Origin of the sequence: Maribacter litoralis, from assembly GCF_902506355.1 — a bacterium.
GTDB classification, from domain to species: domain Bacteria; phylum Bacteroidota; class Bacteroidia; order Flavobacteriales; family Flavobacteriaceae; genus Maribacter; species Maribacter litoralis.
In genome coordinates this window covers 2,675,830-2,692,075 of the sequence record NZ_LR733271.1, presented here as the reverse complement: position 1 = coordinate 2,692,075, position 16,246 = coordinate 2,675,830, and the positions used below count along the sequence as shown (strand labels likewise).

At 34.0% G+C, this 16,246-nt stretch carries 14 protein-coding genes; 8 read left to right on the top strand and 6 right to left on the bottom strand.

Annotated elements, in window-relative coordinates; translation table 11 throughout:
• Positions 1-87 precede the first annotated feature (87 nt).
• The 4 genes from EXIGUO8A_RS11245 (at position 88) to EXIGUO8A_RS11230 (ending at position 6,665) form a co-directional block, all read left to right on the top strand.
• A complete protein-coding gene (locus EXIGUO8A_RS11245; protein ID WP_159303196.1) occupies positions 88-3,390 on the top strand; it encodes an Eco57I restriction-modification methylase domain-containing protein in 3,303 nt (1,100 codons plus the stop codon).
• Positions 3,391-3,402: 12 nt separating this feature from the next.
• Complete coding sequence (locus EXIGUO8A_RS18795) at positions 3,403-5,349, top strand: cytidine/deoxycytidylate deaminase family protein (protein ID WP_159303195.1); 1,947 nt, start codon at positions 3,403-3,405, stop codon at positions 5,347-5,349.
• Between the two features lie 128 nt (positions 5,350-5,477).
• A complete protein-coding gene (locus EXIGUO8A_RS11235; protein ID WP_159303194.1) occupies positions 5,478-5,909 on the top strand; it encodes a hypothetical protein in 432 nt (143 codons plus the stop codon).
• A 555-nt stretch (positions 5,910-6,464) separates the two neighbouring features.
• On the top strand, positions 6,465-6,665 hold the full coding sequence (locus tag EXIGUO8A_RS11230; protein WP_091606422.1) for an antitoxin Xre/MbcA/ParS toxin-binding domain-containing protein: 201 nt from the start codon (positions 6,465-6,467) through the stop codon (positions 6,663-6,665).
• A 290-nt stretch (positions 6,666-6,955) separates the two neighbouring features.
• On the opposite strand, the gene EXIGUO8A_RS11225 is transcribed toward EXIGUO8A_RS11230, so the two are convergent.
• The 6 genes from EXIGUO8A_RS11225 to EXIGUO8A_RS11200 all read right to left on the bottom strand — a co-directional run bounded on the left by EXIGUO8A_RS11225 (position 6,956) and on the right by EXIGUO8A_RS11200 (position 12,544).
• Positions 6,956-7,177, bottom strand: a complete 222-nt coding sequence (locus EXIGUO8A_RS11225) for a type II toxin-antitoxin system Y4mF family antitoxin (RefSeq protein ID WP_159303193.1) — start codon at positions 7,175-7,177, stop codon at positions 6,956-6,958.
• Positions 7,178-7,236: 59 nt separating this feature from the next.
• A complete protein-coding gene (locus EXIGUO8A_RS11220) occupies positions 7,237-8,472 on the bottom strand; it encodes a tyrosine-type recombinase/integrase (protein WP_159303192.1) in 1,236 nt (411 codons plus the stop codon).
• Positions 8,473-8,866: 394 nt separating this feature from the next.
• A complete protein-coding gene (locus tag EXIGUO8A_RS11215) occupies positions 8,867-9,607 on the bottom strand; it encodes a DUF1963 domain-containing protein (RefSeq protein ID WP_159303191.1) in 741 nt (246 codons plus the stop codon).
• A 9-nt stretch (positions 9,608-9,616) separates the two neighbouring features.
• Complete coding sequence (locus tag EXIGUO8A_RS11210; protein ID WP_159303190.1) at positions 9,617-10,873, bottom strand: hypothetical protein; 1,257 nt, start codon at positions 10,871-10,873, stop codon at positions 9,617-9,619.
• A gap of 301 nt (positions 10,874-11,174) precedes the next feature.
• Positions 11,175-12,080, bottom strand: a complete 906-nt coding sequence (locus tag EXIGUO8A_RS11205; RefSeq protein WP_159303189.1) for a DUF6892 domain-containing protein — start codon at positions 12,078-12,080, stop codon at positions 11,175-11,177.
• Between the two features lie 20 nt (positions 12,081-12,100).
• Entirely contained in the window at positions 12,101-12,544 is a 444-nt protein-coding gene (locus tag EXIGUO8A_RS11200; protein ID WP_159303188.1) for an SMI1/KNR4 family protein, read from the bottom strand.
• A gap of 187 nt (positions 12,545-12,731) precedes the next feature.
• Between EXIGUO8A_RS11200 and EXIGUO8A_RS11195 the strand changes: the two genes are divergently transcribed.
• The 4 genes from EXIGUO8A_RS11195 (at position 12,732) to EXIGUO8A_RS11180 (ending at position 16,246) form a co-directional block, all read left to right on the top strand.
• Positions 12,732-13,082 (top strand): hypothetical protein, encoded by a 351-nt coding sequence (locus EXIGUO8A_RS11195; RefSeq protein ID WP_159303187.1) that lies wholly within the window; start codon positions 12,732-12,734, stop codon positions 13,080-13,082.
• 2 nt (positions 13,083-13,084) lie between these two features.
• Positions 13,085-13,942: a hypothetical protein gene (locus EXIGUO8A_RS11190; protein WP_116770520.1), complete on the top strand. Its 858-nt coding sequence runs from the start codon at positions 13,085-13,087 to the stop codon at positions 13,940-13,942.
• Positions 13,943-15,076 carry an adenylosuccinate synthetase gene (locus EXIGUO8A_RS11185; RefSeq protein WP_159303186.1) on the top strand — a complete coding sequence of 378 codons (1,134 nt, stop codon included), beginning with the start codon at positions 13,943-13,945 and terminating at the stop codon, positions 15,074-15,076.
• Between the two features lie 114 nt (positions 15,077-15,190).
• Positions 15,191-16,246 (top strand): SMI1/KNR4 family protein, encoded by a 1,056-nt coding sequence (locus EXIGUO8A_RS11180; protein ID WP_159303185.1) that lies wholly within the window; start codon positions 15,191-15,193, stop codon positions 16,244-16,246.

Here is a 16,246-nt window from a genome sequence, read left to right as displayed (position 1 = left end):
ATATAAATGTATAACTTGTGAGAAAATTATTTCTTAAAAAGTTTATTCTTCTGTTACTTTAGCTTAACAAGCATCTTTATAAATAATATGGCATTATTTCAATCTTCAGTACTTAAATCACATCTAGCATTATTAAACACCTCTGAGGTAGAAAAAGCTTATAAAAAGTACATTAAATACTTTTTAAACCCAACCATACAAGACAATATACGTAGTTCTAAAGAAGAAGAATACCAGGGTATATTCTTGACAGAGCTATTTGTAAACATCCTAGATTATACTTTAAAACCAAAAGCAAATTTTAATCTTGTAGCAGAATATAAGAACCAGAATAATTCTCGTAAAGCAGACGGTGCAATTTTAGATAAAGATATAGCTGTAGGGGTTATTGAGTTAAAAGGCACCAAAACAAAAGATTTAGAAAGTATTCGAAGACAAGCCTTTGATTATAAAGCAAATCAAAAGGGATGTATTTATGTGATTACCTCCAATTTTGAAAAGCTACGATTTTACATAAATGATGCTACTGAATTTGAGGAATTCAATCTTTTTGAGCTGACACAAGAACGCTTTTCGTTATTGTATTTATGTTTACAAAAGGATAAAATTATAACCAATGTACCTCTTAAAATTAAAGAGTCATCAGTTGTTGTTGAGGAACAAATAACAAAGCAATTCTATAAAGACTATTCACTTTTTAAACGTGAGTTGTATCGCGATTTAGTGAAGCAGAATGCTAAACAGTTAAAAACAAAAGCATCTCAATATTCAGAGGATGTGCAAACCGAAGAAGAAAAAGCAGAACAGCTTAAACTAGAGAGAAATGTAAAGTTGACCCTCTTTAAAAAATCTCAAAAATTAATAGATAGATACTTATTTATATTCTTCGCAGAAGATAGAGGGCTACTACCACCAAATAGTACACAACAGATATTGGATAAATGGAAAGCCGACATTGATTTTGGTGACGAGCGACCTTTATATGATTTGTTTAAACAGTATTTTAATTATTTAGATACCGGTAGGCAAGGTACAAGCAGTAGATCTGAAATATATGCCTATAATGGTGGCTTATTCAAAACTGACAAAACTTTAGATAGCTTAGCTATTGATAACGATTTACTTTTTAAACACACTAGTAAGTTAGCTGCGTATGATTTTGAAAGTCAAGTAGATGTCAATATCTTGGGACACATATTCGAAAACTCGTTAAACGAAATAGAAAGTGTAAATGCTGAAATTGAAGGTGCAGATTTTGATAAGCAGAAAAGCAAGCGTAAAAAAGATGGTGTTTTCTACACGCCCAAATACATTACCAAATACATAGTTGAAAATACCATTGGCAAACTTTGCGATGAAAAGAAAACAGAATTAGGTTTTAAGGAAGAAGAGTATTTTAAAGGGCGTAAAAACCGCAACAAAGCAACTATAGGTAAATTAGTTACAATCTTAGATACGTATAGAGATTGGCTATTACAACTTACAATTTGTGACCCCGCTTGTGGTTCTGGTGCATTTTTAAACCAAGCATTAGACTTTCTAATAAAAGAACATGGGTATATAGACGAACTAAAAGCCAAAATATTTGGTGCTAGTATAGAGTTCTCAGATATAGAAAATACCATTTTAGAAAATAATATTTATGGAGTTGACCTCAATGAGGAATCTGTAGAAATTGCAAAATTATCCCTTTGGCTGCGTACTGCACAACCACGTCGTAAGCTTAACGATTTAAGCTGTAATATTAAATGTGGCAACAGTTTAATAGATAGTAAAGCAGTTGCAGGTGATAAAGCTTTTAATTGGGATATCGAGTTTCCGAGAATATTTAAAAATGGTGGTTTCGATATAGTGGTTGGGAATCCGCCTTACGTTAGAGCTGAATTACTTGCTGATTATATGAAGTTTTTTGAAAACAACTTCAAAGTATATCATTCTGCTAGTGATTTATTTGCCTACTTCTATGAGTTAGGTTCTAAAATTATTAATTCAAAAGGCATAATGGGCTTTATCTCTAACACATTTGATAAAACAACAGCAGGTAATATTTTAAGAGATTATCTTACTGATAAAACAAGACTAATAGAATATATAGATTTTACCGAAGTACAAATATTTGAAGGAGCAACTACTTATCCTGTAATTATTATTCTTGATAGAAATAAAGAGAAAAGAAATACATTTAAATACATCAAAATTCCAAAAGCTTCACAAAACAAAATTATTGATATAGATACACATGAAGACATTGAGGTTTTACAAGAAAGTCTTAAACCAAATTCTTGGTCCTTTTTATCTGCAGGCAAGTCAAAGATTATTATAAAAATAACTAAATTAAATACCATACGAGAATCATTCGGCAAATGTTATTACGGTGTTAAGACAGCTTTGAATGATGCATTTATAGTAAACAATGACTGGAAGATTAACGAACATCTAAAGAAGATTTTAGAGGGTAAAGAAATAAAAAAATGGAATGTTTCCAAAAGTGAACAAAAACTAATTCTCTTTAAAAGCAAATGGACGAACCAAGTGTATCCAAACAATTATAATGAAGATGAAAATTTACTAAATCTGAAAGAAGATTTTCCAGATATTTTCAAGCATCTTATTCCTTTTTCTGAACGAGCAAAGAAAAGGTATGATAAAGGTGACTATTGGTGGGAGTTAAGAAATTGTGCTTACTATGATTTATTTGAAAAACCAAAAATCATATTTCCTAACCTTCAGAATTCAAACAAATTTTGTTTAGACACAGAAGGCATTTATGTAAATGCGCCTGCTGTATTCTTGCCATCTGAAAGTTTAACCCTTTTGTGTATTCTCAATTCTAAAATAGTTTGGGAATTTTTAAAATCAATTTGCGTTGTTCGCAGCGGTGGGTATATAGAAGTAAAACCACAATATTTTGAACAGATACCTATTCCAGAATTTAAAAATGAAAAAGAGTTTGATCTTAAAGCATCAGAAATTATTACTTATGTACATGATTTACAGGAAGTGAAAAGAAAATTTCAATTTTACATATCCTCTAATTTCCAGTTAGAAAAACTCTCCAAAAAATTACAAAACTGGCATGCACTAAACTTTACAGAGTTTATAAAAGAACTAAATAAAGCCATAAAAATCAATAATAAACTACGAGAAAAGGCTGCAATTATAGATTTAGGTGAAAAAGAAGGAGAATTACAAAAATTTACCCCTTTTGAGGTGTTACCTACCTTAACTAAAAAAGATGAATTTGAATGGTTAGACCTTTTTGAAGAAAACAAACAAAAAGCACAAGATTTACAGACCCAAATAAACCAAACAGAAAAAGAGATTGATGCTATGGTGTATGAGCTGTATGGGTTAACAGAAGAAGAGATTAATATAGTTGAGAAAGCTTAAATAATAATTTAAATGAGTTTAGATAATTTTTACAAACTAAGAAGAAACTTTATTATTCTAGGATTAACTGGAAAAATGAGATCAGGATCAGATTTAATTGTTGATATACTGACACAAGAAAAACTCACTAAAGAGCAATCAAAATTTTTAAATAGTTTTGACGAAACTTACCAAAATGTTAGTTATAGTGAATCTAGGAAAATTAGGAGAATTAAAGACTTCTATAACTATGAGGATAATTGGATAAAATTTGAAGTATTGGAATATAGAAATGTAGTTTTACTTTTCTTATTAAATGAGTGTTATGATTCCTGTCCCGATAAATTCTCTGATAATATTGCAAATTGGATTATTGAATTAGGCTCCTATAAAAAATTTGATTACCCAAGATTTGGATCGGAAAAAGATATTTCTGTTGGCAGTAAAACTTTTATTGAGACTGATTTTAAAATTGAATTTAAAAACAAGATTTCGCTTCTTAAAATTAAATTTAACAAGAACACTTTAATTGAAAATCTTAGTAAGAAAAATGATTTTTTCTTCTCAAATGAATTTCAAGAATTTTCCAAAGCAATCTTTTTCAAACTTGATTCATTTAGTCCCTATCTCCGGTACAGATTTATACATGTAACAACATATTTACTTAGGCGTTTTGGGACATTAAATATAAATACTATTAAGAATGACGGGGAAGAGGATGGACTTGAACATATTTACACTATAGCCGATGTGATAAATCGACTCATTAAAATTCATAGAAACCTTAAGCCAAAAGATAAAAAATATGCTCATGTAATCATTGATCGTTTAAAAAACTCATATGAACTAATGTACTTTAAAGAAAAATACAGTGGGTTTTACATGATTGGCACTAATGCTGAAGAAAAACTAAGAAGCCAACGAATTGAAGAAAAATTCAATACCATTAAAGATTTAGATCATAGGGCTGAAAATGTAAAATTAACCAAAAACTTAGACGACGTTGAGTATAAAGTTGAAACTTTTAAAAAAGGCACTTTTGAAAGGTTTGACGTAGAAAATTGTCTTCAAAAAGTAGATTACCACACTTACTTATCAAGTACATGTACATTAAAGGAAATTGAACTTGAGTACTTAGATGCTGGTAAAAAAATAAAGAAGGGAGATATAGAGAGGACTAATAAATTTTACATTTATCAACCTTTTATTATTCAAATACTTAAACTTCTAGCAAGTATTCAGCAACCTGGAATTATTCAACCAAGTTATATGGAACGAATTATGCAAATTGCACATTTAGCTAAATTAAATTCTGGTTGCATATCAAGACAAGTAGGAGCCGTTGTAACTGACTCACATTTCTCCGTAAAAGGAATTGGTTGGAATGAGGTTCCCGAAGGGCAAACCCCCTGCAGTTTAAGAGATTTGAGAGATTTAGTTACTGATAACAATAAAGGGTTTTCAAACTTTGAAGTAGGTAACACTGAACATGTTTATAAAGACAATGATAGTTTTAAATCAAAAATTGTACAAGACTTTAATCAAAACAGTAAAGATTTAGACAACAAATTGAAAGGACGTTCATGTTCTTTTTGTTTTAAAACTTTTCATAATACTTATGAAGATAAAGAAAATCAAGTTCACACTAGGTCACTTCATGCTGAAGAGAATGCTATGTTACAAGTAACCAAATATGGCGGTCAAGGTTTAGACCAAGGGAATTTGTTCACCACAGCTTCACCTTGCGAATTATGTTCTAAAAAAGCATTTCAAATTGGAGTAAAAAATATATTCTATATTGACTTATACCCGGGAATTTCAAAAGACCATATTTTAGAAGGCGGCAGTAATTCAGGTAGAAACCCCAGTTTATACCAGTATCAAGGTGCAATTGGTCGCGGTTATCAAAAGCTTTACAAACCATTTATGTCAATAAAGGATGAAACTTTCCTAAGATCAAAAATTAAACCTACTAAGTAATTTAATTACATAGTAAATGAGAGCTGAATAAACTGGTTAATCAAATTAACACAATAAACCTAAGATTAAGGATGTGAATTATAAGGTTTGACTGAGAAGAAGATTAAAAAAATGGAGAACAGTTTGGTATGGGAAAAACAAAAAAAGAAATAGAGGAATGGAAAGAATACAGATTATCTGTATTGGTACAGAAAAGTAAAAGTGATGATGACTTTGAGAAGTATATAACCTTTATTGCATCAGGCGCACTTGGATTAACAATTACCTTTATTGATAATATAAATCCCTTAAAAGAATCTATAGTAATATGGGTTATCGCATTGGGTTGGGTATTATTAGCATTGACCTTATTTATAAATCTTTTATCTCACTATTTATCCAGTAAATACAATGAAAAAACAATTCAAGATATTGATGATGAAATTAAATATGAAATCCTTTTAAATAATATTGAGGACAGAAATAGAATCATATCCCAATTGAATTTATTATCAATTATTTTTTTAGGTCTAGGGATAGTTTCGATTTTAACCTACACCATAATTAACGCATATCAATAATGGCAAAACAAAGCAACCCAAAACCCACTCAAAGACCTATAGAACCACGGCACGATGGAAACAAAGGACGTACTACACCTAAGCCACGGATAAAACCGAGAACATCACCATCTAAAAAGTAATTAAATGGCAAAGAAGGACAATCAAAATAAGACAAAAAAAGTGAAAATTGATTTAGGTAGAACAACTACCAAACCACCAAGTTCATTAAAACCAAAAGATAAGAAAGCAAATAAATAGCAAGCTTCAATTATTTATAACACAATTTAATTTAGAAAACCCGAAGAAGCCGAATTGAGCTCCCTAATTAAGAAATTAGACAAAGAAGGTTTGTACAAATTGAAAAAATAAATGTTTGTTTTTGTAACATCATCTATATCTAAAGATGCATTTAAGAAGTACTGCACAAATGCAACGTGTTATATTCCAAGTCCTGGACTATTATATGACCAGAAAATTAACTTAAACAAATTAAAATCAGTAAATTCTCTTGATTACAAAATTGAATCATGGCTTGATAACCTATACTGAAACACTCAATTAATAACCTCTATAATGGATAAAGGATACGAAATAAGCAAGTTAATTAGTTATGGAGAAAAAGTTTTCGGAGAAAAATCAAACTTCCAAAAATGGTTAAATTCCGAAAGTAAAGCCTTAGGAAACCTTACCCCAAAATCTTTATTAGAAACTAAAGAGGGGATTCAACAAGTTAATGATGAATTGGGCAGAATTGAGCATGGCATTTTTTCATAATACCGGTGGCAAATAAAATATAACTTAACCTTTGTAAGCAAGTATAATTAGGAAAACTAATACCAATGCCAAAGCTGCACTTACCACCCGTTGAAGGATTTTAAATTTATTGATTAGGTTTGTTTCAAAACTATCTAACTTTTGTATTATTCTTTCCATAACAATCCGTTTATTAATATATAACTTATTAAATATAAGTCTTTTATTTAGTAATTATATTTATCCTATCAATGAAAATCTCAAGAGATAACTCTTGCATTTCTTCAGACAAAATAGCATCGTAATATATTTTAGCTTGTCTCATCTCTCTCCAAATCTTTTAAACTTACGGGAATTAATATATGTCCAAACATTTCTAAAACATGATTTACCTTTTCAAGGTTAAGATTTGTCTTACCCTGTTCAATTTTACGAACAACAGTTAGTGCTACTCCTGCCCTTTCAGCAAATTCTTCTTGAGTAAGATTCTCTCGTTTTCTTCTTTCCTTTACAAATTCGGATAACTCCTTCATTATATGCAATTAAATATAATTTTAGACAAAAACACAATATTATATGCATTGACATATATTTAAAGATTATCAAAGACCGAATTAACCGCACTAATCCTAGCGGAATTATCAACTTGATGATATTGATTAAATGATTTTATATCGGTATGACCGCTTATACTCATGATTGTCTTATCTGCAATACCCTTATTACGCATTATGGTGATGAAGCTTCTTCTCGCAGTATGAGTTCCTATTCTTTTATTAAAAGGCTTGATAAAAATTTCTTGAACAACACCTTTTGTTCGAGAAAACTCTACATCATGAGACAGACCGATTTTACCAACTACTTCTTTAACTGCAGCATTTTGTTTTTGATTGGATATTAAGGGTAATCTATAATCATACTTTTTTAGTATTGCCAAAGCCAACTTTGACATTGGAATGAGCCTGGGAACCTTATTACTATTTTTTTCCTCTTTCAGTAATATACAATTACTTCGAGTAATCAATCTTTTGTTTATAAATTTTAATTCCCCGTATCTCATACCGGTAAGACATTGAAAAACAAAAACATCCTTGACTTTCTCTAAATGTTCCGTTTCGAAAGTCGTATTACTTATTTCGAGTATCTGTTCTAAACTAAGTACTTCTTCCCTGGTTAATACCCGTTGTGGTTTTTTAAAGCTCTTAAAAGAATCATTATAGGCATACCCATTTTTTAGTGACCATATCATAAATGTTTTGAAAAGTCCAACATTTCGACTAAAAGTATTCGTATAGTGGTTCTTGTACTCATAGCAGAAATCAGTAAATTCAGTAAAGAACTTCTTATTGATTTTTCCGAAGGTTAGCTTATAATTATATACTTCTTCAAATTCAGTCAATAAATTTTTAATATTAGCATACCGTTTAACAGTAGACTTTTTCCACTCCTTCAATTTGATTTTTTCCTCAGTAAACCTATCGTACACTTCAAAGAAAGAACTTGCCTTACTTACTCGCTCAAAGACTCTATCAAAGTGTTCTTTTAATGTATTACTATCAAACTCTAATTCCCCAAGTTCTGACCTAGACTTAATTAAATGAAAAGCATCTTCAAAATCTCGAAGTCTTTTAGAAATTGCAGGTTGATTTCTACAAACAAATTTTCCTGATCTATAAGGTTTTCTATTTTCAAAATCCCAATGTTGTGGAAGAATAGATTTTTGAGTGGAATAAACAAACTTCTTTTTTTCTTGATTAAAATAGCAGGAGAATAGAATTAACGTTTCAGTTTTTGATTTGGATTTTCTGAGATAGAAAGAATTTTTCATAAATTTTAAAAAAATGCAGTTTATTAATGCGTTATCAAAATCGCTAGTGAAATTGTTATATCCATTTATATAAAAAAGTTATAAACAGATATAAAAAACAGAGTTAAAACACTGTTTTTTAGAAACATACACATTAAAACTGAATATCTAAAACTATATAAAGGAATAGCCTCCGGCTCCACAATCACTCACAACTGTTATGTGAATAAAAATATAAATCCCATCAAGTTCACTTGTTTGGGATTTTTGTTTTTATGCACCAAGGCTTTTTTCAGCCTTGACAGTTGTATTTGCAAAACGGAAGCTTTTGGGAACACCGTAAGGTAATCCTCCGGCTCCACAAAAACAAAACCACCCCGAGGGGTGGTTTTGTTCGTTACAATAGAGTTTCCATCTACCCAGCATTAGATTTAATATTAGAGAAATCTCCTTTTGCCAATTTCTCTTTTTCTATAAATAGCATTAAATAACCACGGTCGTTCCAATATAACCCAAAACCGGATTGATAACGCAAGGTTAATAATGATGTCCATTTTTCGTTTTCTCTTGGGTCGGCATCTAATGAATTGTAATAGGGGTAGCCTAATAAATAACTATCATATCTTTTATCCGTGCGCTCTAATACTTTAGTACAGACATAGTTCATTTGCTTTTTGTTGAGTCCTTTTGTAGGGTATAACTCTGGCTTAAAAGGTATATCTACTTCCAGTTTAAAAACCACATCTAGCGAATATTTATCTGGAAAATTAGGATTGTCATATGGCTTTAAATTCTCAACATCCTCAAAATAGAAAACCTTCGCATAGTTGTCATCTGTCCAAGCCAAGGTATTTTCCTCGTCATACGCTGCAAAAATGCTTAACAAACCTTTCTTTGGAAGTTGATTTTCACCAGGCGGTATTTCGCTTAGATGAAACTGGGCTATAAATCTATAATCACCAAATTCGTGCTTGGGCCATTCAAAATTGCCGGGCACAAGTGGATTGCCACCATACTTGCTTATTCCCTTTTCATCAAAAACCGTTGCTTGCTCAATGATAATGGCTGGCAGCATGACGGACCTTAGAAAATCCTCTTTCAAGTCCAAATCATATTTTCCTTCAATTATAATCTCATTAAAATCCCTGATATCCATACTATCGTTTTACCACTTTAAAATTGGCTCATCTTTCCATATCACCAACCTGAAATCTTCATAATGCTTTCCTGTTGCAATGGTATGGTCGTCTCTAAGTCCTTTATCTAACTGCAGTTTATGCAGCATACCTGATGAGGACCCTACCCATAAAGTTTTCTCATCATCTGAAATGGCAATTCCGCTAAGACTAGACCCTAAATAGTGTCTCCAAAGAGAATTACCTTGAGTGTCAATAGCTCTTATATAACCAAAGGCATCTCCAAGAATGTAGTATTTTGATGTTGCTATACCACAATAGACTCTCATTTCTTCATCTATAACCGTATACTGCTCACTTTCTTCGTAGGCGGGTATATTCAAGTTTTCGAGTTCGGTGGAAGGTACACCTATGGTAACTCCGTTATAAAAGTGGCAGGAGTTTGTTATAAGTTGATTGTCATCTTTTGAAAAAAGGCAAAAATCTGGGTAAGATGATTGCGGACCAACCTCACCTATCTGAATTCCGTTGGCATCCAACACTCTGTGGTCACTACACTGGTCGCCTACAACAATGTGTTTGTTATCATTGGAAATAGTAGCGTTCTCCATGTCCATATAAGGTTCCCATTCCTCATCTTCAGGATCTGGCAATGGGTGAATCATTTTCTCGGAATCGTTGGCGATAATAAAAATACCCATAGCAGTAGTCAAGAGTACTTTTTGTCCGTCGTTAAAAGGAACCAGTTCGACTATTGCCAAGTTCTTTGCATCATGTAGATGGAACGTGGCAATAATTTCGCCTTCCCAACCTTGCGTGGTTACAATGGTGTTGTTCGATGCAATGGCAAAAACATTATTCTGCTTTGACTTTCCAATAGCGTCAATAGAACCATCCAATTCAATGATTTCATCATCTTTAAGAAGATATGCCTGCCTTTTCTGATATGCGGTACCCACTAAGAACACTATCTTCTGACCGTCTATAAATTGTAATTGCTGAATACTTTGCGCCTTTGCTTTCATAAACTGCACCATTGGTGCGTGCGCCGGCGGAAAATCATTTCTAAAAGCATCGACCGTATTATTCTTATTGGCATCTTTTAATAATTGAAATACTGCTTCTGCCAAGTGATCTCTTTTGTCTTCGGGCTCTTTTCCTTTCCAATTTTCCCATCCATTGGTTTCACCAAATTCAACCATTTTATTGATATCGGAAACGTATCTACTTCCTTTTGTATTCCATTCCGCTTTAATATCCTCTATATTCTTCTCTGTTAAATTCATATCTGATTTTTTAAATCTATTTACTAATGATCTAAACATGATTGTTTTCTATTTTGAAAGTGTTCTTCTATTAGTAATTAAATGCACAATTAGCTATTAACCTACAGAAATACACCAACATTTCTTTATAAAATCTATTTTAGTCACGCCCGTTTCAATGAGTTTCAAATGTAGAAACAGTACATACAATCTATATCCCTGAATTCAATGAAATAATCACTTAGGTAGTTTTATTTCAGCATTAATTACAAAACATAATCAGTTATTAATCTTCGGCTTTTTTCAGATTTATTCCAACCCTTTAAATCCACTCGGCATCAATACCAAGAATAACGAATTCATCACATATATGTTCTTGTGCGTAACACAAGGTGGCTTTCTTTAAATTGGGAAAATGCTTCACATCATCGCTCCGTTCAATATCCCAATATTCTACAGCTCCCCCAGAAAAAGGTGATAGGTTCATATAAATATCGTTTCCGCCATCTTGATAGATTTCAGTAATCTCCGAAGCCAAACGTTTGGGAATAGGCAAATCTTTAAAATACTGGGTTACTTCAGCTATAGGCTCATAACCTTCTTCGTCAATATCTATTTCACGACCCTTGTACCAATCTGCAAACTCATACAAGTCAAATTTCGGCTTCAAAAGTCCTTTCATGTACATCAATTCTTCAATGATGGAAAGTTTAAAGCCAAAATCCATAAACTCAATTTCTTCTTCATCGAGCGGCTTAATGGTGTATTTGTCTTCCGATATTCCCACGCCTCGCACGTATGGTTTGTGAATGCTCACTTCAATGGCGCGAACAACGTCTTTCGTTACGCTAAACCAAGCACTTAATCCGTTCTGCACTAAGGCACCGGAATCGTCCCCTTTGAATGTTGTCATCCGTTCATCCTCATGGGTTTTGTAATATTGAAGAATATCTTCACCATTGTAATTGAATGTTCCGCTAAAAACTACTTTAGGACTGAAATCATAGGTTGAAATTTCCAATTCAAATCCCAAGGAATCTACCGAATCCCCATCGGATGAATACCCGATAATCCCCAAATTTTCCCAAACAAAAAGTATCTTATTTTTTCCTTTATGTTCTTTACAATCAGGGGAAATACACGTTTTTAAAGTTTCAATGGGTATAGGGAATTCTACCGCAACGGAGTTGATTTGAAAGCTATCCGAAGAAAATTCTATGTGAACCATAAGTGTTTGTAATTATTATATTATAACGGTTTTTGAGTTCTTAAAAGTTCCGAAAAAGACTTAGATATTAATGCTACTTCGGCCCCATCGTGGTAATATGCCCAAACCGTAAATTTGCATTCGGGGTCTAAATATAGGTAATCACCATTCTCCTCACCTATTACAAAACCTTTGCCTACGCGCTCTAATTTTACGGAACGAAAATGTGCTGAAGGTGCCGTGAGCTCCATCCCTACTTCTTCTTGAACTTGTGTGTAAAGTTTTAAACATTCGTAGTTGGCTGCTTCACCTACTCCTTTCATTTCCCATCGTTTTAGCAATGCCTCAGTTCCCATTAGATTCCAAGTGCGCTTATCCCACCTACTGTTATTCTTCAGTGGTGCACCTTTTGGATTTTCCTGAAGAAACTTTAAGTATTTCAACGGTAATCTTTGCTGAAAAACATCGCTCATTTCCAATTTCATAAATACTGTTTAATTGATTTGACAGGATGTAAATGTGAACTACAAAGATGCGTGTAGGGTTTAAAATATCACTCACCGTTTTCAGTGATATTGAGATGAACTCATTACTACGCTAAATACTAAAATCACCCTTTTCAGGGATATAGAAAATCAAGGTTCACCATAGCTTTGTCCCAAAGAAATTTTCATGGAAGACAAAATAACGAATGCCGCTTTTTTAGAATCGCTAAAGCGCAACAACGAAAAAATTAGAGACGACCGTGCAAGTGCCATTGCCGAAGATGCGCAACTGATGTACAGGCGTGAAACGGAAGACTTGGCGCTGTCTTTAAAACGATTGAAACGTGAGCAGGAAAATATGTTAGATATGAGCCCGACAGATGCGAACAGTTTGGTATTGGCTTCAGATTTTGATGCGAAGGACTATGTTGCCAAAGACTTAGAGATGTCGGTAAAAATCAGAAACCTGGAAATTAAATTAGAACTGGCAAAGAAGCGCTACGCGTATTTGTTCGGTGGACAAATAAATGAACTGTAATTATGGGAGGAGGAAGATTTAGTCACGAAGCATATTCAAAACTTAGAACATCTAAAGGCTACAGCAACAAATCTAGGGAAGAGATATTTACCGCTTCGCAAATAGACCCCGAAATGGACCCCGCCAACGTAATTGTTAGGGAGTCTAGAGATTCAAAAGAGCATCCAGAAACCGTTTCCATCATTGTAGGTCTAGATGTAACGGGCAGTATGGGCTTTGTGCCAGAACTTATTGTAAAAGAAGCTTTGCCAGATTTAATCGGCTCGTTAATGGAAGCCGGTATAGAACATCCACAAGTGCTTTTTCTAGGTTTGGGAGATTTCGTTTATGACCATGCACCGTTACAGGTAGGGCAGTTTGAATCTTCTGCCGAATTACTAGACCGTTGGTTAACCCGTGTATATCTAGAAGGCGGCGGTGGCGGTAATAATCAAGAAGGCTACAACCTGGCGCATTTATTTGCGGCACGCCATACTTCTATAGATTGCTGGGAGAAAAGAAAGCAAAAAGGCTTTTTGTTCACCATTGGCGATGAACCGGTTTTCCCTACGATTCCCGCAGCGATTATAAAAAAATACACTGCCGCAGAGGAAGCTGAAACCATTACGACCGAGGCTATTATCAATGAAGCTCAAGAAAAATACAATGTTTTTCATATGCACCTAGAGCACAGCGAATGGTCTAAATCGCCAAATAGAAAAGGCAACTGGAAAGAATTACTTGGTGAGCATTTTATTGTGATGCCCGATTATAAAAAAGTAGCCAAACGGATTGCGGAAATAGTCATTCAACACCATACACCAACTACGGGCAACACTACTTCGGGCATTTCCGATACCGAAGTCGAAGATATGTTATAAATGCAGCAATGTAGTATAGTTATAGATCTAGGTTTTGGCGATGCCGGTAAAGGGTTAACGACCGATTTTCTAGCATCGCAACAACCTGAACAAAGTATTGTGGTCCGGTTTTCTGGCGGACACCAAATTGGGCATACTGTAAGCACGGATGTACTTACACATACCTTTAGCAATTTTGGTTCGGGCACCTTCGTTGGCGTTCCCACCTTTTACACGGAGCATACTACGGTATTTCCACCTGCCATTTTACAAGAAGGTAACTTTCTAAAAAAGTACAAGCCGCAACTGTATTTTCACCCGTTGGCGATGATTACTACCATGTATGACATTGCCTATAACAGGGCTTTGGAAAAAAAACAAAACCACGGTTCTTGTGGTCTGGGTTTTGGCACAACAATCGCCAGAAACAAAGAGGAGGTTTATTTCTTTGCCAACGATCTACAGTTCAATTGGGTCGTTAAGCAGCGACTAAAAAGTATACGAACGTACTACGAAACCAAGCTGTTGCATCAACCCAAAAGCGTTCAAGAATACTACTTCAACGAACTTAGCACCTATGACGAAGATTACTATTTGGATACGTGTTCGGCTATAAAACCCTTCTATCAATTGGCAACCCTACCAGAAATAGCGGCACGCTTTGAACATTTTATTTTTGAGGGCAGCCAAGGTATTCTTTTGGATACGCAACATGGTTTTCACCCACATACCACTTGGAGCTACACGACTTCTAAAAATGCCATTCAGCTTATTAAAGACCATTTGGGTCCCACTGCTACTGTGCGTATTTTCTATGTAACCCGTTGTTACCAAACCCGGCACGGCAACGGACCCATGTCCGAAACCCAATCGGTTACGCTTAAAAACAACGATAACGAGGCGAATGAAACCAATGAGTTTCAAGGTGAATTCAGAACCAAAGGTTTGGATCAAGAACTACTAAATTATGCCTTGCAATGTGATGCTATTCATCATCAAGATCTACCCATCGAGTGGAATTTGATGATTACCTGTCTAGATCAACTACCAAGTTTTTTACCTGCTGATTTAATTAAAAACTTAGCCCCCAATTTCTCATCGGTTTACGGCAGTTACGGACCTATGCGTAAGTTCATTAAGCAATTACCTGTTTAAATTTTCAATTCCGACATCACTTAAATTCCGGTTTAAAAAATTAAAATCACCCTTTTCGGGGATAGCCTCCCCATTATTCTAAGGTACCTTAGCAGCATCAATAAATAAGTGAAGATGAGAAACAGAATTGCGTTTTCAGAGCATGTGGAACAAATGAAATGGGAAGATTTTCATTTTGATGTGATGCCGGTCAACACCTTGCCACCGTTAGAAGACCCAGAGGATATTGACAATAGCTTTACATTTTGCGATGCGCTGTTAGATGCATTTAAAGAGGCTACAGGTAAAGAGGTTTTAAAAATTCTCTTTATAAGTCCAGAAGACATATCTAATTCTAAGTACTTCGGCATCGCTTATTTAGAAGACAAGGAAATCTTTACAGCTGAAATAGAAAACACGTCTTTGTTTAATGAATGGTTCACCGTTGTTGATGAACGAACGAGTAGAAACGAAATCACCACCTCAAAAGTGTATTTTTTTGGTGCCAACTCTTTTAGTTGTCAGCCAATTTCCAACTTTAAAAACAACATGGTTTTTGATAAGACCGGCGTATTTATTTCGAAGGAAATACCCAATGAATTTATTGCGGAAAAATTAACGAAGGAAAAAGCGGACTTTATAGCTCCGTTTATTCAATTAGACGCTGAAAGCCGTTTTGAGAAAGTAGTGCAGCAATTTGTGCAATTGGTTCATACGAAAGGACTCACTATTATTCCGCCTAAAAACAATGATGCTATTTATTCGGAGTTTGAGGCTGCTGCCGGATATCCTTTCCCGACTATCATAAAAGAATTTTTGACACTACATAACGGTGTACAAAACTCAGCGATTATGGGTGCCGAGAAAATTTTTCAAGAATGGAAAGATTGGCAAAGGATATATAACGATTGGACGCAAAAGGAGTTGTTGGATACCTACAGTACCAACGAAGGCAAAACATTACTAATGTACACAACGCCCTATTGGATTCCGTTTTTCGATTTACAGAACGGTAATTTTTTGGCATTCGATTTTGCTCCGGACAAAAAAGGTACTGCGGGACAAATCATCCGTTTTGGCGCTGACCAAGAAATTGGCTACATACAAGCTGATAGTCTCGATTTATTTTTAGCGAGTTTAATGGATGATGAAGGCGATATTCAAGACTATGAATGGTTTAGAAGTGAATAA

Excerpts from the sequence above, each read along its gene's own strand:
- EXIGUO8A_RS11245 (WP_159303196.1), top strand. The coding sequence starts at position 88 with ATGGCATTATTTCAATCTTCAGTACTTAAATCACATCTAGCATTATTA.
- EXIGUO8A_RS18795 (WP_159303195.1), top strand. The coding sequence starts at position 3,403 with ATGAGTTTAGATAATTTTTACAAACTAAGAAGAAACTTTATTATTCTA.
- EXIGUO8A_RS11235 (WP_159303194.1), top strand. The coding sequence starts at position 5,478 with ATGGGAAAAACAAAAAAAGAAATAGAGGAATGGAAAGAATACAGATTA.
- EXIGUO8A_RS11230 (WP_091606422.1), top strand. The coding sequence starts at position 6,465 with ATGGATAAAGGATACGAAATAAGCAAGTTAATTAGTTATGGAGAAAAA.
- EXIGUO8A_RS11225 (WP_159303193.1), bottom strand. The coding sequence starts at position 7,177 with ATGAAGGAGTTATCCGAATTTGTAAAGGAAAGAAGAAAACGAGAGAAT.
- EXIGUO8A_RS11220 (WP_159303192.1), bottom strand. The coding sequence starts at position 8,472 with ATGAAAAATTCTTTCTATCTCAGAAAATCCAAATCAAAAACTGAAACG.
- EXIGUO8A_RS11215 (WP_159303191.1), bottom strand. The coding sequence starts at position 9,607 with ATGGATATCAGGGATTTTAATGAGATTATAATTGAAGGAAAATATGAT.
- EXIGUO8A_RS11210 (WP_159303190.1), bottom strand. The coding sequence starts at position 10,873 with ATGAATTTAACAGAGAAGAATATAGAGGATATTAAAGCGGAATGGAAT.
- EXIGUO8A_RS11205 (WP_159303189.1), bottom strand. The coding sequence starts at position 12,080 with ATGGTTCACATAGAATTTTCTTCGGATAGCTTTCAAATCAACTCCGTT.
- EXIGUO8A_RS11200 (WP_159303188.1), bottom strand. The coding sequence starts at position 12,544 with ATGAAATTGGAAATGAGCGATGTTTTTCAGCAAAGATTACCGTTGAAA.
- EXIGUO8A_RS11195 (WP_159303187.1), top strand. The coding sequence starts at position 12,732 with ATGGAAGACAAAATAACGAATGCCGCTTTTTTAGAATCGCTAAAGCGC.
- EXIGUO8A_RS11190 (WP_116770520.1), top strand. The coding sequence starts at position 13,085 with ATGGGAGGAGGAAGATTTAGTCACGAAGCATATTCAAAACTTAGAACA.
- EXIGUO8A_RS11185 (WP_159303186.1), top strand. The coding sequence starts at position 13,943 with ATGCAGCAATGTAGTATAGTTATAGATCTAGGTTTTGGCGATGCCGGT.
- EXIGUO8A_RS11180 (WP_159303185.1), top strand. The coding sequence starts at position 15,191 with ATGAGAAACAGAATTGCGTTTTCAGAGCATGTGGAACAAATGAAATGG.